Here is a 26535-nt window from a genome sequence, read left to right on the forward strand (position 1 = left end):
GGTGCACCGAGGCGGATAGTTCCGGACCGCGCCCGCGTCATACTTCGGTCATTATTCTCGCGTCTGCCAGCGGACGGGGAGGGCCTTGGGGCCGCGGACCAGCATGCCGGCCTTCCAGGGGATGTCCGCGGCGGGGATCGCCAGGTCCAGGTGCGGGAATCGGTGCACGAGTGCATCGAGTGCCACCTGCAGTTCCAGGCGGGCCAGCTGGGCGCCCACGCAGTGGTGGAATCCGTGGCCGAAGGCCAGGTGGGGGTTGCGTTCGCGGCCCAGGTCGAGGGTTTCGGCATCCGGGAATACCGACTCGTCCCGGTTGGCCGTCTGGCTGTGCACGAAGACGGCCTCACCCGCGCGAATCCGTGTGCCGGACAGTTCCAGGTCCTCGGTGGCGATGCGCGGGGCCGAACCGCCGGAGCCCAGTTGGACGTAGCGCAGGAGTTCTTCGACGGCGGTCGGGATCAGCTCGGGATGGTCGCGCAGCTGATCCCAGCGGCCCGGCGTGGTGAGCAGCGTGTAGGTGAAGTTGCCGATCTGGTTGGCCGTGGTCTCGTGACCCGCGACGAGCAGACCCATACCGAGGTTGACGAGTTCGCGTTCGCTGAGCCGGTCATTCTCGTCGCGGGCGGCGACCAGCGCGCCGAGTAGATCGTCGGACGGGTCGGTGCGGCGCCGGGCGACCTGTTCGGCCAGGTACGCCTCCAGCCCGGCACGGGCGACGGCGATCTGCTCGCGGGTAGCGGCCGTGGTGGACAGGATCGTGTCGGAGAACTCGCGGAAGCGGTGCTGGTCTTGCGGTGGGATGCCGAGCATTTCGCAGATGACGGTGACGGGCAGCGGAAGCGCCAGCGCGGCAACCAGATCCGCGGGCGGCCCGGAGCTCTCCATGCTGGTCAGCAGGGTGTCGACGATCTCGCGGACGTGCGGGCGCAGTCGCTGCACACGGCTTTTGGTGAAGGCGCTCATCACCAGTTTGCGGAGGCGGGTGTGCTCGGGTGCGTCCATGCTGAGCAGTGAGTCCGGCCGGGCGGTTTCGGGGGTGATGCGCGGGATGTCCTCGCGGTCGACGGCGGCGGCGCGGCTGAATCGCGGGTCGGCGAGCACGGTTTTGACGTCCTCGTAGCGGGTGACCAGCCAGCCTTCCCCGCCGTAGGGCAGGCGGATGCGGGAAACCGGTTCCTCGCGCTGGAGTTTCGCGAGCAGTGGGTGCGGGTCGAGCCGCACCGGTTCGCCGAACGGGAAGCCGCGGACCTCGGTGTGCGTGTCCGGAGCATCGGGATGTGGTGTCGGAGCATCGGTGTGCGTGGTCATGCGGGTGTCCTTCCCCGGCGGAGTCCCCAATCACAGATGTAAGCCGTTGCTTACATCTGTGATGGTAGGAGCGCACACCATCCGCGTCAACGAGCGAATCGTGTTACGACAGAGGAAAACTCACATCCACCCGTTCCAGCAGCACCCGCGCCGCACTCAGCACGTGACCGGCGACGACGGCGGGATCGGCGCTCGCCAGCGGATCGCGCTGATACACCGAACGCACCAGGCCGATGCCCAGCAGCCACGCCAGCAACAGATCCGAGCGCAACTCCGCATCGGGGGCGTCGGTGAGCTCGGACAGTGCTCGCACGTACTCGTCCCCCAGCTCGTGCCGGATCGCCGTCGCGCCCTCGTCGTGGCCGCTCGATCGCAGTGCGGCCTGCAGCCAATGCCCCTGCGCGGCGGACGGATCCAGGGCGCCGGCGAGCAGTCGTCCGAGCAGTTCCGGGGCCGGACCCTCCTCCAGGACGCGACGGCCCCGGTCGGCGATCGCGGCCCGGAACAACTCTTCCTTGCTACCGAAGTAGCGGAACAGCAGGGCCTGGTTGGCGCCGGCTCGCGCCGCGATATCGCGCACCGTCGCGCGTTCGAACCCGCGCTCCGCGAACAACTCCTGCGCCGCGGCCAGCAGTGCCGCCCGTGTGGCCGCCGCGTCCTTCTTACGGCCGCCCGGCTCGCTCTCCTCGGCCATTCACCCTCCCGCGCATCATCATCGGCACGGAACCGGCTCGGCGCTCGCCGCGGTCGCCGGATCCTGTCGCGACGATAGACTCACTGACAGGTACGTGTGTGATCTATCCAGGAGGCGTCCATGACCGAGCCGGTCTTCCAGCACCTGGCGGCGCTGGGCAGTTCGTTCGCCTCGGGCCCGGGCATCGACCCGGTGATCGACCGGATGGCGGGGCGATCCGCCCGCAACTATCCGCATCTGGTCGCCGAGGGGCTGGGTGCACAGCTCACCGATCTGACCGTTTCGGGCGCGACCACCGCGAACGTGCTCGACACACCGCAACGCGTACTGAATCACACGTTCCCGCCGCAGCTGGACGGCCTGCCGGCGGATGCGGATCTGGTGACCATCACGGTAGGCGGCAACGACCTCGGCAACGGGCTCACCACCATTCTGGCCGGTGTGGTGGGCCGGCTGCTGTCTCCCATCCCGGTCGCGGGGTTGGGGTCCTCCCTGGTGCGGCGCTTCCGGCCCGCCCGCAGCGAGGACGTCATCGACCGCGCCGCAACAACTCTCGTCCAGATCGTCGATATCGTGCGCGCCCGCACCGGCGGCGCACGGGTGCTGGTAGTCGGCTATCTCACCGTGTTCGGCGACGATTCCCGGCCCGGCCCCGAACTCCCCTTCGACGTCGCCGCCATCGACGACTTCCGGCGGCGCGGCGAACAGGTGCAGGAGGTGCTCGCCCGCGCCGCAGCGAAATCCGGCGCCGAGTTCATCGATGCCGGTGCGGCCAGCCGATCGCATGCGGTCGGTTCCGCCGAACCGTGGGTGCTCGGTATGACTCCCCTTCGTTCCGTCGTGGAAACCGTGCCCTATCACCCCAATGCCGCGGGTATGGCCGCGGTGGCCGAGCTGATCCTCACCCACTTGCGCACGAGCGGTTCATGACCGTCCATCGAAAGCGATTCCCTCACAGCAGGTTGGCGCGCAGCCAGTCGAGTACTTGTTCCGCGTGCCGATCCGGCGGAAATACCGGGTAGAACACGTGCTCGATGACCTGGTTCCGCACGATGAGGGTCATCCGCTTGTACAGCGTCGTTCCCGCGGCTTCGAAAGTAGGCGCGCCGAGCACTTTCGCCAGCAGCAGGTCGGTATCGGAGAGCATCGAGAAGGGCAGCCGTAGTCGTTCCACCACCTCGCGCTGGTATTCGCTGTCCTGACTCGAAAAGCCGAACACCGCGGGCGGATCGGTAGCGGGCCCGGCCGTCCTGAATGTCGTGGTAGGACACCAGTTGTATGCGCGAATAGCCGGTGAACAGCCGCGGCGCGAACAGCGATCCGGCCCGTACCGCCAGCTCCGCGACCCGAGAACTTCGGGGGGCGAGATCCGTTGGGCCAGCCCACAATGGACGGCTGTACTGACAGACCACTGAAGCAGATTCTGGAGTCGATTCCGGACGTTGTCGCTGAGGGCGATTACAGTGCGGCAAGCCATTCGTGTTCGGGGTGAACGCGGGCGAGCCATTCCGAGAGTCGCGCAACGCGGTAATCGGGAAGGAGTGGGACGACTCGGGCGAAGTCGGCGGCGTCCTTCGGGCGGTGCGCTTTTGCTTTGAAGAGCAGCGTCACTTCTGGGATGACGTAAGGGATTCCGGCGTCACCGATTTCGATCAGTTCTGTGAAAGGCAGGGTGATTGTGGGATCGCGGCGGCAGATCCAGCGGTTGCCGTCGTGGGGTTCGCGGAAGACGTCGAGGTGGAAGCGGCTTGTCGCGGGGGCGCGCAACCAGGTTTGGTGCAGCTCAGGATGATCGGCGACATCCGTATAAGGCCAGACTCTTCCCGCGCCGACGACATCCCATTCGTATTCGGGCAAGGCCGCGGCTACTTCACCGAATGCTGCTCGCGGGATCGTGATTTCGATATCGCCGTGTTCGCGGGTCGTCCTGCCGATGAACAGGTCCAGCGACCAGCCCGCGGCCACACCCCACGGTGCGGAGACTCCGGCAAGCCGCTCGGCGACGTAGGCCGGTGTCCAGGGTTCCCATCGCCGATCACATTCGTCCGCGTCGATGCGATAGCCGCCCGCCGGGAGTTCCTCGCTCACGCTCAGTCTTTGAAGTAGACCAATTGGTGGCTGGTGGCGAGGGGTGCACCGTCCGCGGTCCAGAGGTGGGCCGATTGGTCGAAGTAGCCGTTGCCGAAGTGCTGGGCCCGGGCGGTCGCCAGGACGGGGCTGTCGGCTTGGGCGGCCAGGGTTTCGGGGGTGGCGTGGAGGTAGGTGGTGAGGGAGATGGTGCTGGCGGCGGCGAAGGCGCCGCGGCGGATCATGATGCGGGGGAAGAAGACATCGGTCATCGCGGTGAGGGCCGGGTAGTCGAGGGGGCGGACGGGGAGGTCGCGCACCCAGAGGGTGGAGGCCGAGGTGGGCTGGGGTTCGGGGTCGGGGCCGAAGGGGCCACGGCCCGAGACGAAACGCATTTCGTAGTTGCCGAGCCAGGACGGGTAGTCGGGCAACACGTCCGGGGTCATGGAGTCCGCGGGAGGCGCCGTGGGGGGCGTGATCTCGGTGTTGGCCCAGGTGTCGCGGCGGTGGCCGCAGACCACGGTGGCGGTGGTGGTGACGGCGTCGCCCTGCGTCATCGTCAGCATCCAGTGCTGGGTGGCGCGGTTGGTGCGGACCGGCTGGGCGTCGATCGTGAAAGGGCCGTCGGCGATGGGGCCCGCGTAGTTGACCGTGATCGAGATCGGGTCGGCCAGCCGGCGAGGGTCGGCCAGGACGGCACGGAGCAGGATGGCGGCGGTGATGCCGCCGAAGGGGCCCACCATGTTCGAGTATTCGGGCGCGGTGTGACCGGTGTAGTGGCCCTCGTCCCCCGCGGTCAGCGTCGTGGCGACATCGAACGGGTGCGTCAAGGTTCGGATCGGGCCCACCATGATCTCCTTCCACTGCTTCGATCCCACGGTAGCCGAGTGATCAACTCGGTCCGCCACGTGGTCTACGCTGGTCGCCTTATGGCCCTGAACGCGACTATGCACAACTTCACCGTCCAGCTCGCCGACGTCGACCGCGGGGTCTACGAGGAAGTGGAGCTACGGGTGGCGCGGCACCCCTCCGAGAGCGCCGAGTTCATGGTGACCAGACTGCTGGCCTACTGCCTCGAATACGAGGACGGCATCACCTTCAGCGACGGCGGAGTGTCATCGACGGACGAGCCCGCCGTGCTGGTGCGCGATCTGACCGGACGCCTCACGGCCTGGATCGAAATCGGCGCCCCCGACGCCGATCGGGTGCACCGCGGCAGCAAGCTCGCCGACCGCGTCGCCGTCTACACGCATCGCGATCCGGCCAAGGTGCTGGCGCAGCTGACCGGCAAACGGATCCACCGCGCCGAGGCGATCCCCGTCTACAGCCTCGACCGCGCCTTCGTCGATGAGGTTGTGGCCGTGATCGATCGGCGCAATACCGCGTCGGTGTCGGTCACCGAGCGGGTGCTGTATCTGGAGATCAATGGCGCGGCGTTCAGCACTCCGATCGAGGAGCACCGGCTCGTCTAGTCGGATTCGCGTGGCGCCAGCAGATATTCGACGAGGGTGATCAGCGATTGCACGCAGGTCGTGCGGTCGCGGGCGTCGAGGGACAGCAGCGGGGTGTCCGCGTCGAGATCGAGCGCGTCGCGCACCTCGTCGAGCGGATAGCGCACCGCACCCTCGAATTGGTTGACCGCCACCGCATACGAGACGCCGCGCTCCTCGAGCACCGACAACGCCTCATCGGCCTTGTCCAGCCGTCGCGTATCGACCAGCACCAGCGCGCCGAGCGCACCCACGGCCAGGTCCTCCCACATGGGCACGAAACGCCGCTGCCCGGGCGTACCGAAAAGGTATAGCGCCAATCGCGGATTCAGCGTGATGCGGCCGAAGTCCATGGCCACCGTGGTGGTGGTCTTGCCCGGCAGACCGGCCATATCGTCGACGCCGACGCTGGCCTCGGTGATCGTCTCCTCGGTGCGCAGCGGCCGGATCTCGGACACACTGCCCACGAAGGTGGTCTTCCCGACGCCGAAATTGCCTGCCACCAGCAACTTCACCGCGCGGGTGACGGTCTGCGGCACGTAGTCGACGGCGCGCTCAGGCGATGAGAGCGCGGAGCCCATTGAGTACCTCCTTCAACAGGGCTTGCTCCGGCACGTTTTCGGCCGGAGTGGGGTCGACCAGGTGACCACTATCGAGCAGATCCGCTGCGACGATCTTCACGACGGACGGGGGCAGGTCGAGATAAGCGGCGATTTCGGCCAGCGTGAGCGCGCCTTGGCGGCACATCTGCACGATCCGGCGCGCATCCGCCGTGGCACCGGGCGGCGGATCCTGAGCGGCGACAACGAGTGTCACCAGATCCAGTGCCCGGGTGGGGCGCGAGCGGCCGCCGGTGCGGACGTAGGCCCGCACCAGGTCCGGATCGCGCCGCGGCCGGCTCATGCGCGTCCGAAGTCCGCCCTAGACCGGGACATGCTGCCCAGCTCGTGGCCGACCCGGACCGCAAGTTCGTTCATGCGGTGCGCGACCAGGCTGACATCCACATCCTGCGTCGTCGAAACGCCCAGCAGCGCACCGGCTCCGGCGGCGGTGATGAAAATCATGCCATCGTTGTACTCGGTCATGTTCTGCCGCACACCGTTATCGGTAGGACCGCCACAGAATTCACCGAGCGCCTTGCCCAGCGCACGCAGGCCCGAGGCCGCGGCGGAGAAGCGTTCCGCATCGTCGACGGTGATGCCGCTGGTGTGCGCGATGTGCAGCCCGTCGTCGGAGAGCAGCACCGCGAAACGCACGCCGGGCATTTCGAGATCGTCCAGCAACCACGCTAGCTTGTTGCTGTCGGTCACTGCCGCACCGGGTGTAGCCATCACGATGTCATCCCTTCGGAGTGCTCGGTCGCGGCCAGCCGGCCGCGCTGGGAACCGCTGTGCCAGGCCGCCGCGATATCCGGTCGTGCTCCACCGGAAATGCTCGCCACCGGGCGCGGGTTGGCGACGACATCGGCCGTCGCCGTCCGGCGCCGCCGTTTCGGCAGGCCACCGGAGGTGAGATCGTGCCCGACCGCCGCAACGGGTTCGGCAACAGGCGTTCTCGGCTCGGGCTCCGGTGCGGGCGGCGCCAGCACTACCGGGGCGATACGCGCTGCCTCCGGTGTTTCGAGCGGAACGAGCAGCGAGTCAGGGATGAAGACCATAGCGCGCATACCCCCGTACACGTTCGGCCCGTCGACATAGAGGGTGAAACCGTAGCGGCGGGCCAAGGCGGCCACACCCGGGAAGCCCACGCGCGGAGTCGGTCCCAGCGCGTGAATATCGATGACCCGGTCACCATTGAGAATCTGGCGGGTCTCGTCGAGCTGTTCGCCGTTCATGCGCACACCGGCATCGTCGATGATCACCGTGACGCCGTGGTGGCCTTCCTGGAAGCCGATATCCACGAACGAGTTCGGCGGCGAATAGCGCAGCGCATTGTCCAGCAGCGTCGCGATGGTGTGCACGAGCGGCTCCACCACGCGGCTGGTCACGGTGCGATCCAGCTGGCCCGGGCGCACGCGGGTGTAGTCGCGTACACGGCCGACCGCGCCGCCGACCACGTCGGTCAGCGTCTGCTGCGGCCAGCGCCGGCCCGGCAGGCCACCGCAGACGATCACGAAGGACTGCGCCTGCCGGATCATCTGCTGGACGGAATGGTCGATGCGGGTGAGGATTTCGTAGGTCTCGTCGTCGCGGTGTTTGCGCAGCGCGCCGCTGAGCACCTGACTCACGTCCGCACCGAGGCTGACCACGGAGGTGCCGAAGGCGCGCACGGCGGCGCGGGTGGCCTCGCGCGCGGCGGTCTCGACCTCGGCGCGCGCCGCAGCGACACCCTGCGTGACCGACAGCTGAGCGGCCACATCGGCCTCGTGCTGGGTGCGATCGCGGGTCTCCAGCTGCACCTGGCGCAATTCCTCGCCGGTACGGGCGGCCAACTGCCACACCAGTTCCGCGAGCTGCGTATCCTCCAGCATGGCGGGCAGGTCCACGGTGGGTTGGTCCGGGGTGGAGCGGCGCACCGAGGCGCCGAGGGCGGGCACGATGGTGGTCGTCAGATTCTCGATCATCTGCTCGACGGCAACGTCGCGGTCTCGCTGCGCGCGCGCCAGCGCGTCGGCGCGTGAACGCTCCCGGCGCGCGGTGAACCACGCGAACAGGGCCGCGATCACGGCGAGTACGAGTGCGGCGGCGAGACCTGAGGAAAGCAGCACGGCGGTTGTTTGATTCATCAATTCTCTTGTCGTCCGGCCGATCCTGAGAGCGGCGTCGCCACAGTAGCAGAATCTGGTGTCTCACCTAATCTTTCGGCACCTTCGGGCAAACCGCACATCGGAGCCAATGCGGTTCATCGGAATTCGATCAGGTCGGGGCCATCGGAAGCCGATTCTCGCCGGCCGGGCGAACGAACGTTCGAGAAAAGACCGCGTGGTCCTGGGCGTGCGCCCAGGACCACGCGGTCCGAACCTCAGCCGGCCACGGCCGCACCCCGGCCCGATTCCACCAGCTCACCGATCCACGGCAGCACGCCCGCACGCACCGTCACCTGCTTCGGCAGCAATCCATTGGCTGCCAACAGGTCCGCCGCATGCTGCTGCTCGTCGAGGAATTCCGCCGTGACCGCCCCCACGCCGAACGGACGACCGCGTAGGGCGGCCTCCCAGGCATCGAGGTCGGCGCTGCCGCCGCGGGCAATCACATCGTCGACGAAGTACTGCGCCGCCGCCCGCGGGTTCTCGATGATCCAGGCATCGGATTCCTGCAGTGCGGCAATGATCGCGGCCAATTCCTCCCGGTGCTGCTCGGCGAAGTCACGCCGGGTGAACCACAGTGAGGGATGGCTGAACAGCGATTCGGTGTCAATGAGGGTGTGCAGCTCGGCCGCGGACTCCACCGCGGCCAGGCCCGGGTAGGCGCCCACCCAGGCATCGAGTTCACCACGCAGCAACAGCGATCCGCCGTCATGGACATCGGTGTTCACCGGCTCGATATCCGACCAGCCGAGTCCGGCCCGCTCCAGCGCGAACAGCAGCAGCGTGGTCTGCCACGACCCGTGCGCGATCCCCACACGCTTGCCCCGCAGGTCCGCGACCGAGGTAATACCGCTTACGGCGGTGGCGACCAGGCGGCCGTTCTCGATCCGTGGACCCGAAATGCCGACATAGACAATGTCCCGGTCATTGGCCAGCGCGGTGATCGGCGGGGTGAATCCGGTGCCGATGAAGTCGTAGCCGCGCTCGTCGAACAACCAGTCCGAATGCTGGGACGGCAGACCGGTTTTCACGTCGACCGGCGCGGGCTGCGCCAGGGTACGCAAATCCACCCATTCGATATCGGGCAGGGCGCGTTCGAGAATGCCGCGATGACGCAGGACGAACAGCGAATTGTTGTGCGGGAAGTAGCCGATGCGGATGGTCATGAGATCTCCTGGGGAACGACGGACAGTGCGGAAACGGAATCGGGAGCGGTGCGGCGGGAACGACCGAGCAGCGGTAGCACCTCTTCGCCGACGCGGTACGCCTCCTCCAGGTGTGGGTTGCCGGCCAGGATGAAGGCGTCGACGCCGAGTTCGACGAGCTGGTCCAGCCGTTCGGCGACCTGCTCGTAACTGCCGACCAGCCCGAAGGCGGGCCCGCCGCGGATCAGGCTGAAGCCACACCAGACATTGGGCTGCACCTCCAGATCCCGGTAGCCGGTAATGGTTTCGGGGACCCAGCCCTGAATGCGGGCCGCGCCCACCGAATCACCCTGAGCAGCGCGGTTCGCGGCCGCACGGTCGACGAACGCCCAGCCCTGCTCGATCTCCGCCCACGCCGCCTCCTCGGTGTGCCGGGCGACGATATCGATGCGGACAGCGAATTTCGGGGTGCGGCCGGTCTGCTCGGCATGCGCGCGCACGCCATCGAATTTGGCGCGCAGATCGGCGAAGGGTTCCAGCCACGACAGGTAGTAGTCCGCATGCCTGCCTGCCGCCTGCACGGCCGCGGGCGAGGATCCGGAGAAGTACACCTCCGGAAAGGGCTGTCCCGCCAGGCCGAGCGGCAGGACCGCGCCCTCGGTACGGAAGAAGCGGCCCGCGTGGTCGAAGGGGTCGCCATCCCACACGCCGCGCAGCACGTCCAGGAACTCGCTGGTGCGCGCATAGCGGTCGTCGTGGGAAACCTTGTCTCCCCACCACAATTGGGCCGGTCCCCCGCCGCCGCTGATGATGTTGTAGACCAGCCGCCCGCCGGTGGCGCGCTGCAGGCTCGCCGACATGCGCGCCGCCTGTACCGGATGCAGGAATCCGGGCTGGAAGGCGACCATGAACCGATACGTGGTGGTCTCCCGCGCCAGGGCCGCGGCGAAGGCCCACGGGTCCTCGGTGATCGGGAACGACGGCAGCAGCCCGCCGAGGAAACCTGCGGACTCGGACGCGCGCGCCACGGCGGCCGCGTGATCGATATACGAGTAGCCGTCGAGCTCCCCGCCCCGGATCGCGGGCGCGATATTGCCGGGGCCGTAGCCGTTCGCGTGGCCGCGGTTGTATCGGCGCGGTGTGCGCAGTGCGGCGTGATCGCCTTCCATGCCTATGCGCCAATAGATGTCGATGGTCATGCGGTGGCCTCCTGCGGGGTGCGGCCGGCGGGGTCGGCCAGGGTGCGGCCGGCGGGGTAAGCCCGGAACAGCACGTGCTCGCCGGCGCGGTGCACTTCCTCGATGTGCGGGTGGCCGGACAGCACGATGATGTCGACGCCCGCCGCCACATAGGCGCGCAGTTGTGCGGCCACCTGGTCGTAGCTGCCGACCAGGCCGATGGGGCGGTCGTAGCCGAGGTGGGTGAATCCGGCCCAGCGACCGTCGCCCAGCGCATGGATCGCCGCGTCCGGGCCGCCGGGATGCAGTTCGCGCCATTGGCGTTCGACCCGTGCCCAGGCTTCGTCCTCGGTCTCGCGAGCGATGATCGGGACCTCGACGCCCGCTCGGACCGTCCGTCCGGCGGCGGTGGCCAGGCGGCGCAATTCGCCCAGGGTGGAGGTGACTCCGTCCGGGGTCTCGGTGAGAATATGGACGTCGGCGTGTGCGGCCGAAAGTCGCAGGGCCGCAGGAGAATCGCCGGTCAGGTGGACTTCCGGGAAAGGTAGCCCGGACAGGATGCCGCGGAATCCGCCGTCGATGACGTCGAAATACTCGCCCGCGAAATCGAATCCGGTGCCCCGGAAGCCGGCGCTCGCCACCGGTTCCTCGTTCCAGACTCCCCGTGCGATGGTCAGGAATTCCGCCGCTCGCGCATACCGGTCCTCCCCGGTGACGCGATCACCGCGGGCGCGCGCGTCGGCGGCGTCGGTGTCGACCGCGAGCCGCCAGGCCAGTCGCCCGGCCGAGAGGCGTTGCAGGGTGGCCGAGATCTTCGCGGCGTACACGGGTGTGCCGAAGGCCGGCTGGAATTCGACGACGACCCGCGCGTGCCGGGTCGCGCGCAATGCTGCCCCGGCCACGATCCAGGATTCCTCGCCCAGCGGGTCGTAAGGCGCGAGGATGCCGTCCAGCCCGGACAGTTCGGCGGCGTGCACGATCTGATGCAGTTCGTCGAACGGGCCGAAGCGGCCGGGGCGGACATCGGTGGCCGGGCCGATCGGGGCCGGGCCGCCGAAAGCACGGTGGCGCAGGGCGGGATTCGCGCGGCGGCCGTCGCCGCGGGTGGGCATCCGCCACAGGAACTCGGTCATGCCGCGGCTCGCCCGGAGGCGACCAGGGCGCGCGCCTGCTCCAGAGGTTCACGGGCGATCCAGGATTCCAGGTCGAAATCCGTGGCGAGGAAGCCGTGGGTATAGAGGAACTGCTGCTGCACGCCGAGCAGTTCGACGCGTTCGTCCGACAGCGACGGGTGCAGGCCCAGGTGGAAGTCCGCGCCGTAGGCCGCGGTGACTCCCTCGGGGCCGGACAGGGTTTCGCGCTGTAGCACCGCGGCGGCCGCGTCACGATCGCCCGCCGCCCAGTCGGCGGCCCGCAGGCTCTGGGCGAGGAATCCGATCACCGCCTCCGGGCGGGTATCGAGAAGTTCCTGGTGCACGGTGATGGGTCGCGGCGTCCCATTGTTGACCCGCAGCCGACGGGTCTCGGTGGCATCGAGGTCCACGGCGATCCGCAGGCCGTGCTCCCTCGCGACCTCTTGTGCGCGTGCGCCTTTGACGTAAATGGCGTCGACCGTGCCGTCGAGCAGCTGTTCCACGCCCCAGGTGAGACTGCGGCCACGCTGCTGACTCTCCGTGCGCACCTGCGGGTTCGGCTCCACCGCTACCTCGGTGACCTGCACGTCCGCCAGGGTGAGGCCGCCCAGCCGCAGGGCGTTGGCGAAGCCGTGCAACGCCATGGCTCTGGGGAAGCTGCGGGCCTGATCCTGGGCCCAGGCCGGGATTCCCACCCGCAGTCCGGCCAGCTCCGGGGCCGTCGACACGGTCGAATCCGGGCCCACCACAATGGCTTGCGCCTCGTCGATCCAGGTGAGTCCGATGAGACGGGTCGGTGCGCCGGCCGCGCGGGCGGCCAGTGCGGGCACATTGCCGCCTTCGCGCACCAGGCCGGGCAGGCCGTGATCGAAGTGGCGGACCGCGAGTTCGGGCCCGGCGTCCTGCAGTACGCCGAAGCTCAGGCCGTTGCCTGCCGCGCTCTCGCCCAGCCAGCCGAGGCTGTGGGCCAGGCCGCTGGCCGTGGGCACCGGGCAACGCGTGTACCAGAGGGTTTCGGTCATGAAGAGCTCCTGGGGGTTTCGGTATCGGCCGCGGTGACGCCGAGCCGGGCGAGGAATTCGGCCTGGTGGCGCAGCGCGACCGGGTCGGTGCGGGTGCGCGGGCGCGGCAGGTCGAGGACGGTGTCCACGGCGAAGCGGCCGTGGTCGAGGATGAGCACGCGATCGGCCAGGCGCACCGCCTCGTCGACATCGTGGGTGACCATGAGCACCGCGGGCCGATGCCGGGCCACCAAGTCGCCGACCAGGTCCTGCATCTGCAACCGGGTCAGGGCGTCCAAGGCGGCGAAAGGTTCGTCGAGCAGCAGCAGATCCGGTTCGCGGACGAGCGCGCGGGCCAGGGCCGCGCGCTGCGCCTCACCGCCGGACAAGGTGGCGGGCCACTGGCGCGCCTTACCCTCCAGGTGCACCTCGGCGAGGGCACGCAGCCCGGCTTCCCGGGTGTCCCGCGAACGTCGCTGACCGATGGTCACATTCGCCAGCACCCGTTTGGACGGCACCAGGCGCGGTTCCTGGTAGATCGTGGTCCGGGCCGGGGGCACCAGCACCGAACCGGCATCGGGGACCTCCAGCCCTGTCAGCAGGCGCAGCAGGGTGGTTTTGCCGGTGCCGCTGGGCCCGAGCAGCACCACGAATTCGCCGCGCCGGATGGTCAAATCGACGCCGTCGAGAACCACCTTGTCGCCGAACGCTTTTCGCAGGCCGGTTATCGACACCGCCACGGGCGCCCGCTCGGATTCGGTCGCGGGGGCGCTCACGGACTCGGCCGCCGAGGCGCTCATCGGATGGCCACCTCTCGCCGCCACGGCAGGGCGAAGCGTTCGATCAGGCGCACCGCGACGTCGAAGATCAACCCCAGCAGGGCGTAGAGCACCACGCACAGCACCATGTAGTCGGTGCGGTTGTACTCCTGCGCCAAGGTCACCAGATAGCCGACGCCCTCGGTCGTCCCGACCTGCTCGGCCGCGATGAGTCCGGTAATGCTGATGGACAAGCACACTCGCAAGGCCATGAGCACGCTCGGCAGCGCCGCGGGCAGGATCACCTCGAGCACCAGCCGCACGCCGGTGAGCCCGAAACCGCGCGCGGCCTCGACCACCTTGCGGTCCACATTGCGCACACCGAGATAGGTGTAGGCGTACATGGGCGCGACCGTGGCCACCGCGATCAGCAGCACCTTGTACAGCTCGTCGATGCCGAACCAGGCGATGAACAGCGGCACCAGCGCCAGGAACGGCACCGCGCGCACGATCTGCATGGTCGAATCCACCAGTTCCTCACCGAGACTCGACAGCCCGGCCAGCAGGCCCAGCAGCAGCCCGGCCGTCACGCCGAGGACCACGCCGAGCGCCGCGCGCGTGAACGAGGCCAGCGCGAAGTCCGCCAGCTGGCCACTGCGGGCCAGCTCGACCAGCGCCGACCACACCTTCGGTGGACCCGCCAGGACCTGTGCGGGCAACGCGCCCGACGCCGAGCCGGTCCACCAGGCCGCGACGATCAGTGCGGGCAGCAGGACCCGCAGCGGCACGGAAAGCCATGCGGGCCGGGGCCGTCGGACCCGCACGCGGGGCGGGGCGAGCGCGGGTCCGGTCGTCGGCGCGGCCGCGGGAACGAGGACGGCCATCTCAACTGCCCGCCTGCACCGCGGTCAGCTGCTCGGGCGTGAGCTTGGATTTCAGGTCGTAGAAGATATCGGCCGCGGTGATATCGCGGGGGATGACGCCGTTGTCGCGGAACACCTTCACCACGTCGGCGAGGTCCGCGGCATCGGAATCGGCGGGCAGATGCGGCACGGTGGCCTCTCCGCCGACCCGCAGGGCATCACTCAACCGGGGGCCGCTCAGGGCGCGCGGCCCGGTCTTGTCGAAGACATTCTGGAAATCGGCCGGATTCGCGCGCTGCCGCGTGGTGAGCCCTTGCACGGTCTCCAGGAATTTCGCGACGACATCCGGATGCTTGTCGGCCACCGCGGTGCGGAAGACGAAGACCGAATCGTCCTTGGACCCGATGCTCTGCTCGGTCGCGATCTCGACGCCGCCATTGGCCTTGGCCTCCTGATACGGCACCAGGAACGAGGCCCAGGCGTCGACCTTGCCGGTGGCGAAGGCGGTCGCGGCGTCCTTTTGCTGCAACGGAACTCGCGTCACCTTGTCGGCGGGGACACCGGCCTGCGCCAGCGCCTTCAGCAGAATGTATTCGCCCTTACCGGCCGGATTCACCGCGACCCGCTTACCGATCAGATCCGAGACGGCGTGGATGCCGGAGCCCGGCGTGGCGAGAATGCCGCTCTGGTCCTTGCCCGCCGCAGCGGAGACCGAGACGATGCGGACCGCCACATCCTTCGAGAGTGCGCCGACCACCGGGCTGAACGCGGCGTCGGAGACATCGAGCTGCCCGGTATTGAACAACGGCAGCATGGAGCTGAAACCCGGTGTGGTGGTGACCCATTGGACGCGGACCCCGAGCGGCGCGAGTGCCTGCTCGAAGACACCGTCGCGCTTGCCGACCGCCAGCGGTCCGGCATTGCCCGGGTCGACGACCTTGAGCACCAGGTCCGATTTGCCCGCATCACCGCTGCCGGAACTGCAGGCTGCGACCAGCGCGACGACGGGGACCAGGGCAAGAGCGAGACGCCAACGGTGTGGCCGGCGTGTGCGGAGCATGGTGGGGCACCTCTTCCGATCGGAATCATCGAGCGATGCCCTGGGACAGTAGGGATCTCACGTCGCCAGGGCGAGGTAATCCATTCCGCCGATCGGAACGGTTGACACGAAACATCGAAGCGAGCTACGGCAAGCTTTCCGAATACTGGAAAGTCATAGCGATTTTCGGCCGAATCGCTGTGCTACGGTCGCTGCCGTGGAAGCCTCCGGTGTACAGACCGTCGCCCGCGCCCTGTCGGTCCTGGACTGCTTCCGGGATGGTCACGAGCGCGGCGTCTCGGAGATCGCACGACAGCAGGGACTGGCCGTCAGCACCACCCACCGCCTGCTCGGCGCCTTGGTCCAGGCCGGATTCCTGGAGAAGGACGAGTCGACCAGCCGGTACCGAATGGGCGGCGCGCTGGCCGAATACGGGCAGATCGCCTACCGTCAGCATCGCATCTACCTCGCGGAACCCTGCCTGGAACAGCTCGCGGGCACCACCGGAGCCAGCGCCTCGGTCGCCATCCGGCACAGCATCCACGCGGTCCTGCTCGCCACCAGCCGCTGGCGCGACACCGATGGACATCGCCTCCAAGGGGTACGACTACCCCTGCACGCCAGCGCCCTCGGCAAGGCGCTGCTCGTCTGGAACGACGCCACCGACGACGAGCTCCGCGCACTCCCCTACGAAGAGGGCACCGACCGATCCGTCTCCGGCCCAGCCGAATTGCGCCGCGAACTCACCCGCACCCGCGAACGCGGCTATGCCTACAACGACGAGGAACTCGACCCCGGCTTCCGCACCATCGGGCTTCCCATCCTCGATGCGAACGGCCGCTGCCGCTTCGCGCTCGGACTCCGCGGCCCCACGACCCTCATGATCCCCGAACGAGTGCCGTTCCTGGTCGAGCTCGCCAGGGTCACCGCCGCCGATATCAGCGCGCGCTTCGCCGCCGAGTGAAAAGTCCTGCGCGACAGCGGGGCCTGGGTCCTGCGCCGCACCGAGCGCTCATTCACGCGGTTCGAAGCAATGCCTTGACAGCTGTCGGCGTGTGGCCCAGATGCGCCCGCACCGTGCGGGTCAAGTGGGCCTGGTCCGCGAAACCCAGGTCCGCCGCGAGCTCGGCAAGGCCGGTGTCCTGACGTTCCAGGCTGTCCATGGCCCGCGAGACCCGTAGTCGGTTGCGGTATTTCGTGAGTGAGACACCGGTTTCCTGAGTGAAGGCGCGGCTGAGCCGGTACGGGGAGACGGATAGCTCGGCGGCGAGCGGCAGCAGGCCGGCGGCGGCCGGGTGATCGTCATGCAACAGTGCCCGCGCCGCGGCGACCAGAGCACAGTCACGGGACCCACCGGCCGCCGGGACCGAGGTGGCGACGATCTGACGCACAGCGGCGCTCACCAGGCCGGAAAGCCGTTCGGCACAAGCGAAATCGATATCGCCGTCGGCCGCGTCCGCTACCAGCAGCCGGTGTTCCAGATCCAGTCGCGCATCGATACAGACCGTGGGCGCGACAGCGTGGACCTCATCACCGGCAATCGCATGCCACAGCGAGTGGCCGATGGTGATGGCGGTGCACACGTCACCACCATCGGGATGCGCGAAATGCTCGGGCTCACCCGGAATTCCGAGGTAGGCCGAGAGCCGATCCACCTCGGCCGCGCCCGAACGTGTGCGGCGCCGGAAGCGCCCGCTGCGCACCAGCACCATGCGATAGTCCCGCGGCGACTCCGCCTCCGACCAACCGCCGTGATCGCCGCAGCAGGTCACCGCGTCGACCGTGAAGTCGGCGTGTGTCACCAGCCTGGCGAAGGTCTGCATGACCGGCACACTACCGACGGGGTCCGACAGGAACGCCCGCCGCAAGAATATTCAAGACCGCACCTGCCACCCGGTCGCACACTGATTCCCGACAGATCCCATCCGGAAGGAAGAACACCAGTGGCGACCGTGAGAGTCGAGTTCGATATCGAAGCCGATGCCGAGTCCGTATGGAAAGTGATCAGCGACTGGGCCTCCGGGCCGGTCCGCATGGCGCCGGGGTTCGTGACCGAATCCCACGAGGCCGAGAATGGGGATCGGGTGGTCACCTTCGCCAGCGGCGCGATCGCACGCGAACGGTTCATCGCCCTCGACGAGGACCGCCGCCGCGTCGTGTTCTCCGTCATCGGCGAGGCCGTGCAGCCCACCCACGACAATGCCTCCATGCAGATCCTGCCCCTGGAAGCAGACCGCTGCCGCTTCGTGTGGATTCACGATGTGCTGCCCGACGCCTTCGGCGAGCCCATGCTCGCGACCATGCAGGCGGCCACTCCGGTCATCCAGCAGGCGCTGCGCGCCCGCTGATCCGCCGAATCAGCGTTCCCCCGGCTCATCCCGTCGCGGGCGGGAGGGCTCGGTGCGCAGGCCCTCGGTGATGCGCAGCCGATCGGCCATGCTGGCGAGCAGATTCTGCGATTCCTCGCTCAGATCGAAGGCGCGGGAGGACAGTTTACGCAGACCGTACATCTGCAGACGCGTGAGCAACTCATAGTCGTTGTCGATCTTGGCAGCATAGCCGTCGTTATAGAAGTAGTCGGGCTTGACCCGGAAGAAACGGGCGAGCTCGGCGACCGTCGCATCCGACGGGTCGGTCCGGGTGCCGGCGCGCAGCTGGCTCAGATACGGCTTGGAGATGGGGAATCCGCTCGCGGTCAGTGCGGCGGCGACCTCGGCATTGGTGAACGGGCGGCGGCCCGGCGGATGCACGGCCTGGAACAGGCGGTTGAGCCGATCCGCGAAATTGCCCGGACGCCTGGACTGTTCGGCGGCGGCGCGCTCCACGATCCGGTCGATCAGGTGCGCGGGCAGCCCGTCGCGCAGCCGCTGCAGCCCCGGGTCCGCCAGCGACGAATGCTCCAGCAACCGGGCCACCAGCGTCGCCGGGTCGACGCCGCGGTCCTCACGCAACTCCATACCTTTGTCCTCGCACATCATTCCTCCGTCCCCGCGAGGCCGCGGCACCAGTCGTCGTCTCGTTTCACTCGCGCCCAGCGTTGTTCGACCGCCTTGACCGAGGACCACCCGAACAGGTCCCGGATCTCGGCGCCGCGCAGGCCCATGGCTTTACCCCAGGCCAGTCCGCGGTCGCGTGGACTGAGCCGGGCGAGGCGGCGGCGGAATTCCATGCCCGCCACCACCGATCCGGCCAGGTCCTCATCGGAGGGCAACCAGCTCAGCAGGTTCGGATCGTCGTCCTCGGCGGGTAGCGCCACGGTGACGCGCTGCTGGAAGAGTTCGCCGCAGCGCCGGCTGCGCCGGAAGTTGTCGACGAAGGCCATGACGCAGCCGTTGACGAAATACGTTGCGAGACTGGTACCGCCGTCCGCGCGCCAGCCGTCGCCGTCGAGGCAGTGTCTGCGGAACCGTTCCAGGGCGCTGGTGACGGTCTCCTGTAGGAAGTCCTCGCACAGGCGGGTGGCAACCAATTCGCGTTCCTGGTCGGTACATCGCACCGGCATGCCCTTATCGGTGGCCACCTTGAAGATCCAACCGGTCCGGATCCAAGGGCCTATGACGGCCAGGCCGTGCCGAACCAGCCTGTCCGCCAGCAGCTTCCACGCCGAACCGGTGAATCCGGCCTTGCGGACCAGCTCGAACAGTTCACGTTCGGCCGATTCTCGGTCCGGCTCGCTATATGGCTCGCTCAACTCCAAGTGGTCACCCCCACGCCTCCTGCCTTCTTCTGTTGCCATCGTTATAGGAGAGGCAAACACACAGCCCCCGTCCGGCAACAGAACGGAACACCAGGTTTGTAAATCATTCCTTGACAACCGCTTTGGCGTAAAGGCAGGCTTTACGCATGAGCGATGCCCAGCACCGAGACCCCGCGGATGAACGCGCGGTCCTGGCAAAACTGTTGTCCACCAACGCAGAATTCGTGGCGGAAGTGCTGCATCCGGCCGCAGGAAAGCCCACACCGTCGGTGATGGCGGCCCTGCGGGCGGCGCGCAGCCTCGACAATGTCGTCGACGATGTGCTGCGCTCACTGGTGCTGCAGGCGCGCGAGGAGGGCCGCACCTGGGCCGAGATCGGCGAAATCTTCGGCACCTCACGGCAAGCCGCCTTCCAGCGCTTCGGCGGCGGGCCCAGCGGCATACCGGTGCCGCCCGTTCCGCCGCTGCCGCAGGTCCCGCCGCTGCCACCCATGCCCGCGATGCCTCGCATGCCGGACGTGCCGCCCATGCCGCACTTCCCGAATCCGCCCGAGATGCCGCCCATGCCGGGCCGGCCCGGTACCCACGAGTGACCCGCGACAATGCGCGGCGAGGGGATGGCGGGCGTGGACAGCGTCGCGCTGAACAGTGCGGGTGAGCGCAACTGCCGGCGGCTGCTCGCCGCGGCTCGCTGCCGCTTCGCCGAGGACCGGCTGGCCGACGCCATCACAACCGGCATCGGGCAGATCGTCCTGGTCGGTACCGCCCTCGATACCTTCGCCGCCCACAACCCGTATCGCCGCATCCGCGTCGTTCAGCTCAGCGATGCCGGTATTGCCACGACCGCAACGGCTTTCGATCCCCGAGAACCAGCGTTCGTCATCATGCTCGGCGAGTCCGGGCCGCGCTGCGGCGAATATCGATGGACGAGCCTCGGCCAGGCAGTGTCGAGATTGGGCGGGCTGACGGCCGGGAGTCAGCTCATCGCCGCCTATCCGGCGACGGAGGCGGACCGGGTGGCCCGGGAACTCCGCGACACGAGCGCCGAGGTGCTGGAGGATCTGGATGCGCGGGCATTAGCCTGCCGGTATCTCGATCTGCCGGGTGTCACGCGGCATTCGGGCGAACCCCGCGTGCTGTGGGCGAGGGTCCGCCATACTGCTGGTCGGCCGCCCAGTTCTCTGCCTGCCGGATGAGGAGCCCCATGCGAGCGCACACCCGACGCCCCGCTCACGCCACACTGGCCCTAGCCGCCGCCGCACTACTAGCCGCCGCACCCGCGGCCGCGACACCGGCGCCCACCAGCCTGCCGCCGCTCGGCCCGGACTTCTCCTGGGGCGTGGCCATGTCCGGATACCAGTCCGAAGGCCATGCACCCGACAGCAATTGGGTCCGCTACGTCGCCTCCCACCCGAGCTACGACCCCTACGGCGACAGCGTCGACTTCTACGACCGCTACGCCTCCGATATCGCACTGGCCAAGAATCTCGGCATCAACACCTACCGCCTCGGCATCGAATGGGCGCGCATCGAACCGCAGCCCGGGGTGTGGGACGAGAACGGATTCGCCTTCTACGACAAGGTGATCGCGGCCATCCGCGCCGCCGGCATGCGGCCGATGATCACCCTCGACCACTGGGTCTACCCCGGCTGGGAAGCCGACCGCGGCGGGTGGCACAACCCCGGCATGCTCGACGACTGGCTCACCAATATGCGCAAGGTCGTGGATCGCTACGCCGGCGACGATCCGTACTGGGTGACCATCAACGAGCCGTTCGCCTACATCATGAACGAGGTGCGCAACGGCGGACTGCCGATCACCGACATCCTCACCATGCAGGACCGGCTCGCGGCCGCGCACAACACCATCTACGACTACATCCACGCGGCGCAGCCGGACGCCATGGTCACCAGCAATGTCGCCTACGTGCCCGCCGCGGACCCGATCGTCAACGGCGGCATGCTCGATCGCATCGCCGCCAAGCTCGACTACGTGGGCATCGACTACTACTACGGCATGTCCCCGGACACCATCGCGCAGTACAGCGCATTCCCCCAGAACGAGCTGTGGAAGCTGCCGCTGCAGGCCGACGGGCTCTACTACGCGCTGCGGCACTTCGCGCAGCGATTCCCCGGCAAGCCGCTCTACGTGGTGGAGAACGGCATGCCCACCGAGAACGACCAGGCGCGCGCCGACGGCTACGACCGCGCCGACAATCTGCGCGACACCGTCTACTGGCTGCAGCGCGCCAAGGCCGACGGGATGAACGTGATCGGCTACAACTACTGGAGCCTCACCGACAACTACGAATGGGGCTCCTACACACCACGGTTCGGCCTCTACACCGTCGACACGCTCACCGACCCGAACCTCACCCGCCGCCCCACCGACGCCGTGGACGCCTACCGCGAGATCACTCACGACGGCGGCGTCCCGGCCTCCTACCTCCCCACTCGTCCCCCCGCCACCTGCTCCATCGTCGACGCCGTGCAGAGCTGCACCGACCCGGTCACCCTGCCGCACTAGCGCGATCCCCTCCGTCGCGCCGGCTTCGCACTCCCCTCCGTCGCACCGGCTTGGGGCTCACCCCTCGGAACCTTTTGAGCCACAAGCCGGTACGCATCGAACGCTAGGCGCGAGCATCCGGCGAACACACCGATGTCACCGACCGTGAGCACGAAACCGCAGCTGAGGGGTTCGCGCCGGATTTCCGGACCGGAAACCGCCCGCCGACCAGCAGGTCCCGGACCGCCGCGGCACCGCTGTGATCCAGCCCCCAGCCGTCGCGACACGCGCCCCCACGGCGCGATAAACCTCAACTTGACGGTTATTCTCCGAATCGGGACGCTCCAACGGCAGTCCCGAAGGAGGAGCCATGCGCGCAGGGCTGCACCGCCTGCTGGCGACCAGTCTCGCCGTAGCCGCGATCATGCTGCCCGTAGCGGGCGCGGTCCACGCCCAGCCGCCCTTACCTCCCACGACCCAACCGGTACCCGTATCCGGCCAGCCCGCACCCGGCAACCCCGCGCCCATCCAGGGCCAGACCCTGCCTGTTCCAGGTCAACCCGCGACCGCGCCGGACCCGGCGATTCCGGTACCGAGTCAGCCCGCCGGCGCGCCGAGCCAAACGATTCCGGTACCGGGTCAACCCGCAATCGCGCCCAGCCAAGCGATGCCCGTACCGAACCAGCAATCGGTCGTGTCGAGTCAGACGATGCCCGTTCCTGGTCAGCCCGCGGTTCCGCCCAGCCGCGCCATCCCGACACCCGGCCGCCCGGTGCCACATCAGCCCGCGGCGGCGCCCGACGAACCCATGCCCGCAGCCGGACAACCTGCCGCCGTGCCCAGCGAACCTGCGCTCGTACCGGGTCAGCCGGTGGCACCAGGTGAACCAGTGGCTGTACCAACCCAATCCGGAGCGGTGCCGGGCCAACCGCCGGCTGCACCGGGTCAGCCCGCAGCGGCGCCGAGCCAGCCCGCGCTGACACCCGGCGACGGCGTCCCAGCGCCTGGCCAATCCGCCATGGGGCCGGGTCAGGCGATGCCGGTGCCGAGTCAGCCTGCGGCAGTACCGGGGCAAGCGGTACCTGGTCAGCCGGCGATCGTGCCGGGTCAGGCTGCGCCGCAACCGGGGCAGCGGACGGTCGCACCGAATCCGCGTGGCCCGCTCGGGCCCGATTTCCATTGGGGTGTGGCCACATCCGGCTTCCAGTCCGAAGGGCATGCGCCGGACAGCAACTGGCTCCGCTATATCGACGCCAATCCCGGGTGGGATCGACTGGGCAACTCCGTGGATTTCTACGACCACTACCAGACCGATATCAAACTCGCGGCGGACCTCGGCGTGAAGGTGTTCCGTATCGGCATCGAGTGGGCGCGACTGCAACCGCAGCCGGGCACGTGGGATACCGAGGCGTTCGCCTACTACGACTCGGTGGTCAATGCCATCGTCGATGCGGGAATGCAGCCCATGCTCACGCTCGATCATTGGGTCTATCCGGGGTGGGAGGCCGATCGTGGCGGCTGGAAGAATCCGGGGATGGTGGACGACTGGCTCGCGAACGCCCGCGCGGTCGTCTCGCACTTCGCGTCGCGGAATCCGGTGTGGGTCACCGTCAATGAGCCGGTCGCCTACATCCAGCACGAGGTGAAGCACAATGACACCAATGCCGACGAGATGCTCGACAAGGTCGCCCAGGTACACAACACCATCTACGACTTCATCCACAAGGTGCAGCCGGGCGCACTGGTGACCAGCAATGTCGGCTATGTCGCCGGCGCCGAGACGCAGGTCAACGGTCCGCTCATGGAGAAGATCCACGACAAGCTGGACTTCATCGGCGTCGACTACTACTTCGGCTACGAGCCGCCCAAATCCGACGGCTCGACGTCCGCACCCGAGGGCATGTGGGATCTGCCGATTCGCCCCGAGGGCATCTACTATGCGCTGCAACACTATTCGCGGCTGTATCCGGATAAGCCGCTCTGGGTGGTCGAGAACGGCATGCCCACCGAGAACGGCAAGCCCCGCGCCGACGGCTACACCCGCTCGGATCACCTGCGCGACACCATCTATTGGCTGCAACGCGCCAAGGCCGACGGCATGAACGTGATCGGCTACAACTACTGGAGCCTCACCGACAACTACGAGTGGTCCTCCTACACACCGAGATTCGGGCTCTACAGCGTGGACGTGGAGAACGACCCGAGCCTGACCCGCAAACCCACCGACGCGGTGGACACCTATCGCCGCATCGTCGCCGAGGACGGCATCTCCCCCGGATACACGCCGGTACGTGCCGCGGCGGACTGCCACCTGGTCGATCCTCCGGCCAGTTGCGAAGCGCCGGCGCCGGTGCCGTAATGCCCTCAGAGATCGAGTTCGCGTGCCGCGCGCTCGATTTCGGCGGCCAGTGTCGCGCCGCCCACCTCGCGGGCCGCGGCCCGGAAGCGATCCCGGAAACGATCGAGGTCGATGGGCACCTCGTCGCCGCCGTAGCTGGTGGCCGCGGCATCGACGAAGGCCTGCACCATCTCATCGGCCAAGGCGGCGATACGGGTGCGGATGAGCGTGCGCAGGGTGCCCGACAAGGCGATATCGGTGCCCAGGTCGTAGAGGATGAGTGCGCCGGTGAGCATGGCCGGCTCCGGAATCCGCCAGCTCTTGCCGTGGCGATAGAGGTATCCATTGGCGATGAGCTCGTCGAGCAGGCCGTCATCGCGGTCGCCGAGCAGTTCCGACAGGCCCTGTTCGTCGACGGTGACGCCGGGATCGGCGGAATCGCCCAGGCGCGGATCGAATACCGCGCGCCAATCACCGTCCGGCCCGCTCTCGCCGTCGAAGACTTCACGGATGGCGTCCAGTCGCAGTCCGCGTACCTGCATGGCGGTGATGGCCCGCAGTCGTTCCAGGTGCTCGCCGGTGTAGACGGCTTCCTTGCCGGCGCGGCCGGGCTTGGGCAGCACGCCGAGCGAGTGGTAGTAGCGGATCGTGCGGGCAGGCACACCGCTGAGTTCGGCGAGCTGCGGGCGACTGTATCTCTCCACCCCGGCGGCGACACTGGATCTATCCACGCGATCAGCATAGATACTGCAACCGCCAGACGTTGACAGTTCCAACTGTCCGCATTAGCGTAACCGCCGCCACACTGTCGACGACGACAAGGGAGTTTCCATGACCCAGCGCGCTACCGATTTCGACGTACTCATCGTCGGGTCCGGCTTCGGCGGCAGTGTGACCGCATTACGGCTCATCGAAAAGGGTTACCGCGTCGGCATCCTCGAGGCCGGGCAGCGCTACGCCGACGACGAACTCCCCGACACCAGCTGGGACCTGCGCAAATTCCTCTGGGCGCCGAAGCTCGGCTGCTACGGCATCCAGCGCATTCATCCACTGCGCGATGTCCTCATCCTCGCGGGCGCGGGTGTCGGCGGCGGGTCGCTCAACTACGCCAACACCCTCTACGTGCCGCCGCAGCCGTTCTTCGAGGACGCCCAGTGGCGCGACATCACCGACTGGCACGACGAACTCATGCCCTACTACGAGCAGGCCCAGAAGATGCTCGGCGTGGCGCGCAACCCGCACATGACACCGGCGGACGAGGTGTTCAAGCAGGTCGCCGACGATATGGGTGTCGGCGATACCTTCGTGCAGACGCCGGTCGGCGTGTTCTTCGGTGAACCCGGCAAGACCGTGCCGGACCCATTCTTCGGCGGCGCCGGACCCGAGCGCACCGGCTGCATCGAATGCGGCGAATGCATGACCGGCTGCCGGCACAACTCCAAGAACACCCTGGTCAAGAACTACCTGTACCTCGCCGAACAGGGTGGGGCCCAGATCTTCCCGCTCACCACCGTCACCGAACTGCGGCCGCTACCGGACGGCACCTGGGATGTCTCGACCGAGAAGACCGGTGCGTGGGTGCGCAAGCAGCCCAAGACCTACACCGCCAAGAATGTGGTGCTGGCCGCCGGCACCCGCGGCACCCAGCAACTGCTGTTCGCCATGCGCGATCGCGGTGTGCTGCCGGAACTTTCACCGCAGCTGGGCGTGCTGACCCGCACCAACTCCGAATCGATCGTGGGTGCGGCGACGCGGAAGGTGAACCCGGACCGTGACTTCACCCGCGGCGTGGCCATCACCTCGTCCATTCACCCCACCGCCGACACCCATATCGAGCCGGTGCGTTACGGCAAGGGCTCCAACTCGATGGGCCTGTTGCAGACCCTCATGGTCGACGGCGGTGGGAAGATCCCGCGCTGGCTGCGTTTCCTCGGCCTCGTGCTGCGGCATCCATTGACGTTGCTGCAGTTCATGTCCACCAAGAACTGGAGTGAGCGCACCATCATCACGCTGGTGATGCAGCATCTGGACAACTCCATCACCACGTACACCAAGCGTGGGTTGTTCGGCCGCAAGCTCACCTCCAAACAGGGCCACGGCGAACCGAATCCGACCTGGATCCCCGCCGGCAACGATGTCACCCGCCGGGTCGCCGACAAGATCGGCGGCGTCGCGGGCGGCTCCTGGGGCGAGGTCTTCAATATCCCCCTCACCGCGCACTTCCTCGGCGGTGCGGTCATCGGCGCCGACAGCAACAGCGGTGTCATCGACCCTTACCACCGCGTCTACGGCTACCCCACCCTCAGCGTCGTCGACGGTGCGGCAGTCTCCGCCAACCTCGGCGTAAACCCCTCCCTCACCATCACCGCCCAGGCCGAACGCGCCTCCGCCATGTGGCCCAACAAGGGCGAACAAGATACCCGTCCCGCCCAGAACACCGGCTACCAGCGCATTTCCCCCGTAGCCCCCAACTCCCCCGCGGTCCCGGCGACGGCACCTGCCGCCCTGGTTCTGCCCATCGTGCAAATCCGCACCGGCAGCAAACCCGAATCCACCCCCGCCTGAACTACTC

At 68.0% G+C, this 26535-nt stretch carries 28 protein-coding genes and 1 pseudogene; 9 read left to right on the plus strand and 20 right to left on the minus strand.

Annotated elements, in window-relative coordinates; translation table 11 throughout:
- Positions 1 to 51: 51 nt before the first annotated feature.
- Together ACIP5Y_RS22315 and ACIP5Y_RS22320 are read right to left on the minus strand one after the other, a co-directional pair.
- A complete protein-coding gene (locus ACIP5Y_RS22315; RefSeq protein WP_400352316.1) occupies positions 52 to 1308 on the minus strand; it encodes a cytochrome P450 in 1257 nt (418 codons plus the stop codon).
- Positions 1309 to 1411: 103 nt separating this feature from the next.
- Positions 1412 to 2002 carry a TetR family transcriptional regulator gene (locus tag ACIP5Y_RS22320; RefSeq protein ID WP_400352318.1) on the minus strand — a complete coding sequence of 197 codons (591 nt, stop codon included), beginning with the start codon at positions 2000 to 2002 and terminating at the stop codon, positions 1412 to 1414.
- Positions 2003 to 2122: 120 nt separating this feature from the next.
- Here ACIP5Y_RS22320 and ACIP5Y_RS22325 point away from each other — a divergent pair, with 120 nt between their 5' ends.
- Positions 2123 to 2932, plus strand: coding sequence for an SGNH/GDSL hydrolase family protein (locus tag ACIP5Y_RS22325; protein ID WP_400352320.1), 810 nt, complete (start codon positions 2123 to 2125; stop codon positions 2930 to 2932).
- A gap of 22 nt (positions 2933 to 2954) precedes the next feature.
- On the opposite strand, the pseudogene ACIP5Y_RS22330 reads toward ACIP5Y_RS22325, so the two are convergent.
- The 3 genes and pseudogenes from ACIP5Y_RS22330 to ACIP5Y_RS22340 all read right to left on the minus strand — a co-directional run.
- Positions 2955 to 3221, minus strand: a pseudogene (locus tag ACIP5Y_RS22330) (redoxin family protein); the annotation flags it as partial.
- Between the two features lie 239 nt (positions 3222 to 3460).
- A complete protein-coding gene (locus ACIP5Y_RS22335) occupies positions 3461 to 4090 on the minus strand; it encodes a nucleotidyltransferase domain-containing protein (RefSeq protein ID WP_400352321.1) in 630 nt (209 codons plus the stop codon).
- Positions 4091 to 4092: 2 nt separating this feature from the next.
- Positions 4093 to 4920, minus strand: coding sequence for an acyl-CoA thioesterase (locus ACIP5Y_RS22340; protein WP_400353846.1), 828 nt, complete (start codon positions 4918 to 4920; stop codon positions 4093 to 4095).
- A gap of 78 nt (positions 4921 to 4998) precedes the next feature.
- Between ACIP5Y_RS22340 and ACIP5Y_RS22345 the strand changes: the two genes are divergently transcribed.
- A complete protein-coding gene (locus ACIP5Y_RS22345; RefSeq protein WP_400352323.1) occupies positions 4999 to 5541 on the plus strand; it encodes a YaeQ family protein in 543 nt (180 codons plus the stop codon).
- Here the strand turns inward: ACIP5Y_RS22345 and ACIP5Y_RS22350 are convergent.
- The 11 genes from ACIP5Y_RS22350 to ACIP5Y_RS22400 form a co-directional block, all read right to left on the minus strand.
- Complete coding sequence (locus ACIP5Y_RS22350) at positions 5538 to 6140, minus strand: GTP-binding protein (protein ID WP_400352325.1); 603 nt, start codon at positions 6138 to 6140, stop codon at positions 5538 to 5540. The genes ACIP5Y_RS22345 and ACIP5Y_RS22350 overlap by 4 nt on opposite strands.
- Positions 6115 to 6462, minus strand: coding sequence for a DUF742 domain-containing protein (locus tag ACIP5Y_RS22355; protein WP_397014803.1), 348 nt, complete (start codon positions 6460 to 6462; stop codon positions 6115 to 6117). The genes ACIP5Y_RS22350 and ACIP5Y_RS22355 overlap by 26 nt, the downstream gene beginning before the upstream one ends.
- On the minus strand, positions 6459 to 6890 hold the full coding sequence (locus ACIP5Y_RS22360; protein ID WP_397014805.1) for a roadblock/LC7 domain-containing protein: 432 nt from the start codon (positions 6888 to 6890) through the stop codon (positions 6459 to 6461). Before ACIP5Y_RS22360 ends, ACIP5Y_RS22355 begins: the two co-directional genes overlap by 4 nt.
- Positions 6890 to 8284, minus strand: coding sequence for a sensor histidine kinase (locus ACIP5Y_RS22365; protein WP_400352327.1), 1395 nt, complete (start codon positions 8282 to 8284; stop codon positions 6890 to 6892). Before ACIP5Y_RS22365 ends, ACIP5Y_RS22360 begins: the two co-directional genes overlap by 1 nt.
- Positions 8285 to 8520: 236 nt before the next feature.
- A complete protein-coding gene (locus ACIP5Y_RS22370; protein WP_400352328.1) occupies positions 8521 to 9471 on the minus strand; it encodes an ABC transporter substrate-binding protein in 951 nt (316 codons plus the stop codon).
- Entirely contained in the window at positions 9468 to 10649 is a 1182-nt protein-coding gene (locus tag ACIP5Y_RS22375; protein ID WP_400352329.1) for an LLM class flavin-dependent oxidoreductase, read from the minus strand. Before ACIP5Y_RS22375 ends, ACIP5Y_RS22370 begins: the two co-directional genes overlap by 4 nt.
- Positions 10646 to 11761 (minus strand): LLM class flavin-dependent oxidoreductase, encoded by a 1116-nt coding sequence (locus ACIP5Y_RS22380; protein ID WP_400352331.1) that lies wholly within the window; start codon positions 11759 to 11761, stop codon positions 10646 to 10648. Before ACIP5Y_RS22380 ends, ACIP5Y_RS22375 begins: the two co-directional genes overlap by 4 nt.
- Positions 11758 to 12783, minus strand: a complete 1026-nt coding sequence (locus ACIP5Y_RS22385; RefSeq protein WP_400352332.1) for an ABC transporter substrate-binding protein — start codon at positions 12781 to 12783, stop codon at positions 11758 to 11760. Before ACIP5Y_RS22385 ends, ACIP5Y_RS22380 begins: the two co-directional genes overlap by 4 nt.
- Positions 12780 to 13562: an ABC transporter ATP-binding protein gene (locus ACIP5Y_RS22390; protein WP_400352334.1), complete on the minus strand. Its 783-nt coding sequence runs from the start codon at positions 13560 to 13562 to the stop codon at positions 12780 to 12782. The genes ACIP5Y_RS22385 and ACIP5Y_RS22390 overlap by 4 nt, the downstream gene beginning before the upstream one ends.
- Entirely contained in the window at positions 13559 to 14404 is an 846-nt protein-coding gene (locus ACIP5Y_RS22395; RefSeq protein ID WP_400352336.1) for an ABC transporter permease, read from the minus strand. The genes ACIP5Y_RS22390 and ACIP5Y_RS22395 overlap by 4 nt, the downstream gene beginning before the upstream one ends.
- A gap of 1 nt (position 14405) precedes the next feature.
- Positions 14406 to 15443 carry an NrtA/SsuA/CpmA family ABC transporter substrate-binding protein gene (locus ACIP5Y_RS22400; protein ID WP_400352337.1) on the minus strand — a complete coding sequence of 346 codons (1038 nt, stop codon included), beginning with the start codon at positions 15441 to 15443 and terminating at the stop codon, positions 14406 to 14408.
- Positions 15444 to 15639: 196 nt separating this feature from the next.
- Here ACIP5Y_RS22400 and ACIP5Y_RS22405 point away from each other — a divergent pair, with 196 nt between their 5' ends.
- Positions 15640 to 16386, plus strand: coding sequence for an IclR family transcriptional regulator (locus ACIP5Y_RS22405; RefSeq protein ID WP_400352339.1), 747 nt, complete (start codon positions 15640 to 15642; stop codon positions 16384 to 16386).
- A 52-nt stretch (positions 16387 to 16438) separates the two neighbouring features.
- Here ACIP5Y_RS22405 and ACIP5Y_RS22410 read toward each other — a convergent pair whose 3' ends face one another.
- Positions 16439 to 17245, minus strand: a complete 807-nt coding sequence (locus tag ACIP5Y_RS22410; RefSeq protein WP_400352341.1) for a helix-turn-helix transcriptional regulator — start codon at positions 17243 to 17245, stop codon at positions 16439 to 16441.
- A 120-nt stretch (positions 17246 to 17365) separates the two neighbouring features.
- Between ACIP5Y_RS22410 and ACIP5Y_RS22415 the strand changes: the two genes are divergently transcribed.
- On the plus strand, positions 17366 to 17770 hold the full coding sequence (locus ACIP5Y_RS22415) for an SRPBCC family protein (protein WP_400352343.1): 405 nt from the start codon (positions 17366 to 17368) through the stop codon (positions 17768 to 17770).
- Between the two features lie 9 nt (positions 17771 to 17779).
- On the opposite strand, the gene ACIP5Y_RS22420 is transcribed toward ACIP5Y_RS22415, so the two are convergent.
- Positions 17780 to 18247 (minus strand): helix-turn-helix domain-containing protein, encoded by a 468-nt coding sequence (locus tag ACIP5Y_RS22420; protein ID WP_400353848.1) that lies wholly within the window; start codon positions 18245 to 18247, stop codon positions 17780 to 17782.
- Positions 18248 to 18396: 149 nt separating this feature from the next.
- Positions 18397 to 19113: a hypothetical protein gene (locus ACIP5Y_RS22425; RefSeq protein ID WP_400352345.1), complete on the minus strand. Its 717-nt coding sequence runs from the start codon at positions 19111 to 19113 to the stop codon at positions 18397 to 18399.
- Between the two features lie 152 nt (positions 19114 to 19265).
- Between ACIP5Y_RS22425 and ACIP5Y_RS22430 the strand changes: the two genes are divergently transcribed.
- The 4 genes from ACIP5Y_RS22430 to ACIP5Y_RS22445 all read left to right on the plus strand — a co-directional run bounded on the left by ACIP5Y_RS22430 (position 19266) and on the right by ACIP5Y_RS22445 (position 23984).
- Positions 19266 to 19712: a hypothetical protein gene (locus ACIP5Y_RS22430; RefSeq protein WP_400352347.1), complete on the plus strand. Its 447-nt coding sequence runs from the start codon at positions 19266 to 19268 to the stop codon at positions 19710 to 19712.
- A 9-nt stretch (positions 19713 to 19721) separates the two neighbouring features.
- On the plus strand, positions 19722 to 20315 hold the full coding sequence (locus ACIP5Y_RS22435) for a class I SAM-dependent methyltransferase (RefSeq protein WP_400352349.1): 594 nt from the start codon (positions 19722 to 19724) through the stop codon (positions 20313 to 20315).
- A gap of 8 nt (positions 20316 to 20323) precedes the next feature.
- Complete coding sequence (locus ACIP5Y_RS22440; protein WP_400352351.1) at positions 20324 to 21646, plus strand: glycoside hydrolase family 1 protein; 1323 nt, start codon at positions 20324 to 20326, stop codon at positions 21644 to 21646.
- Positions 21647 to 22661: 1015 nt separating this feature from the next.
- Positions 22662 to 23984 carry a family 1 glycosylhydrolase gene (locus ACIP5Y_RS22445; protein ID WP_400353850.1) on the plus strand — a complete coding sequence of 441 codons (1323 nt, stop codon included), beginning with the start codon at positions 22662 to 22664 and terminating at the stop codon, positions 23982 to 23984.
- Positions 23985 to 23989: 5 nt separating this feature from the next.
- Here ACIP5Y_RS22445 and ACIP5Y_RS22450 read toward each other — a convergent pair whose 3' ends face one another.
- Positions 23990 to 24694 (minus strand): MerR family transcriptional regulator, encoded by a 705-nt coding sequence (locus tag ACIP5Y_RS22450; RefSeq protein ID WP_400352353.1) that lies wholly within the window; start codon positions 24692 to 24694, stop codon positions 23990 to 23992.
- Positions 24695 to 24794: 100 nt separating this feature from the next.
- Between ACIP5Y_RS22450 and ACIP5Y_RS22455 the strand changes: the two genes are divergently transcribed.
- On the plus strand, positions 24795 to 26528 hold the full coding sequence (locus ACIP5Y_RS22455) for a GMC oxidoreductase (RefSeq protein WP_400352355.1): 1734 nt from the start codon (positions 24795 to 24797) through the stop codon (positions 26526 to 26528).
- The last annotated feature ends 7 nt before the right edge of the window (positions 26529 to 26535 follow it).

Source organism: Nocardia sp. NPDC088792 (genome assembly GCF_044750615.1).
Taxonomy (GTDB): domain Bacteria; phylum Actinomycetota; class Actinomycetes; order Mycobacteriales; family Mycobacteriaceae; genus Nocardia.

Bases quoted from the DNA above. Each gene is read 5' to 3' on its own strand.
- ACIP5Y_RS22325 (WP_400352320.1), top strand. From the start codon at position 2,123: ATGACCGAGCCGGTCTTCCAGCACCTGGCGGCGCTGGGCAGTTCGTTC.
- ACIP5Y_RS22365 (WP_400352327.1), bottom strand. From the start codon at position 8,284: ATGAATCAAACAACCGCCGTGCTGCTTTCCTCAGGTCTCGCCGCCGCA.
- ACIP5Y_RS22400 (WP_400352337.1), bottom strand. From the start codon at position 15,443: ATGCTCCGCACACGCCGGCCACACCGTTGGCGTCTCGCTCTTGCCCTG.
- ACIP5Y_RS22390 (WP_400352334.1), bottom strand. From the start codon at position 13,562: ATGAGCGCCTCGGCGGCCGAGTCCGTGAGCGCCCCCGCGACCGAATCC.
- ACIP5Y_RS22410 (WP_400352341.1), bottom strand. From the start codon at position 17,245: ATGCAGACCTTCGCCAGGCTGGTGACACACGCCGACTTCACGGTCGAC.
- ACIP5Y_RS22320 (WP_400352318.1), bottom strand. From the start codon at position 2,002: ATGGCCGAGGAGAGCGAGCCGGGCGGCCGTAAGAAGGACGCGGCGGCC.
- ACIP5Y_RS22350 (WP_400352325.1), bottom strand. From the start codon at position 6,140: ATGGGCTCCGCGCTCTCATCGCCTGAGCGCGCCGTCGACTACGTGCCG.
- ACIP5Y_RS22385 (WP_400352332.1), bottom strand. From the start codon at position 12,783: ATGACCGAAACCCTCTGGTACACGCGTTGCCCGGTGCCCACGGCCAGC.
- ACIP5Y_RS22355 (WP_397014803.1), bottom strand. From the start codon at position 6,462: ATGAGCCGGCCGCGGCGCGATCCGGACCTGGTGCGGGCCTACGTCCGC.
- ACIP5Y_RS22315 (WP_400352316.1), bottom strand. From the start codon at position 1,308: ATGACCACGCACACCGATGCTCCGACACCACATCCCGATGCTCCGGAC.
- ACIP5Y_RS22440 (WP_400352351.1), top strand. From the start codon at position 20,324: ATGCGAGCGCACACCCGACGCCCCGCTCACGCCACACTGGCCCTAGCC.
- ACIP5Y_RS22445 (WP_400353850.1), top strand. From the start codon at position 22,662: ATGCCGGTGCCGAGTCAGCCTGCGGCAGTACCGGGGCAAGCGGTACCT.
- ACIP5Y_RS22395 (WP_400352336.1), bottom strand. From the start codon at position 14,404: ATGGCCGTCCTCGTTCCCGCGGCCGCGCCGACGACCGGACCCGCGCTC.
- ACIP5Y_RS22430 (WP_400352347.1), top strand. From the start codon at position 19,266: ATGAGCGATGCCCAGCACCGAGACCCCGCGGATGAACGCGCGGTCCTG.
- ACIP5Y_RS22380 (WP_400352331.1), bottom strand. From the start codon at position 11,761: ATGACCGAGTTCCTGTGGCGGATGCCCACCCGCGGCGACGGCCGCCGC.
- ACIP5Y_RS22435 (WP_400352349.1), top strand. From the start codon at position 19,722: ATGCGCGGCGAGGGGATGGCGGGCGTGGACAGCGTCGCGCTGAACAGT.
- ACIP5Y_RS22345 (WP_400352323.1), top strand. From the start codon at position 4,999: ATGGCCCTGAACGCGACTATGCACAACTTCACCGTCCAGCTCGCCGAC.
- ACIP5Y_RS22370 (WP_400352328.1), bottom strand. From the start codon at position 9,471: ATGACCATCCGCATCGGCTACTTCCCGCACAACAATTCGCTGTTCGTC.
- ACIP5Y_RS22360 (WP_397014805.1), bottom strand. From the start codon at position 6,890: ATGGCTACACCCGGTGCGGCAGTGACCGACAGCAACAAGCTAGCGTGG.
- ACIP5Y_RS22455 (WP_400352355.1), top strand. From the start codon at position 24,795: ATGACCCAGCGCGCTACCGATTTCGACGTACTCATCGTCGGGTCCGGC.
- ACIP5Y_RS22375 (WP_400352329.1), bottom strand. From the start codon at position 10,649: ATGACCATCGACATCTATTGGCGCATAGGCATGGAAGGCGATCACGCC.
- ACIP5Y_RS22340 (WP_400353846.1), bottom strand. From the start codon at position 4,920: ATGGTGGGCCCGATCCGAACCTTGACGCACCCGTTCGATGTCGCCACG.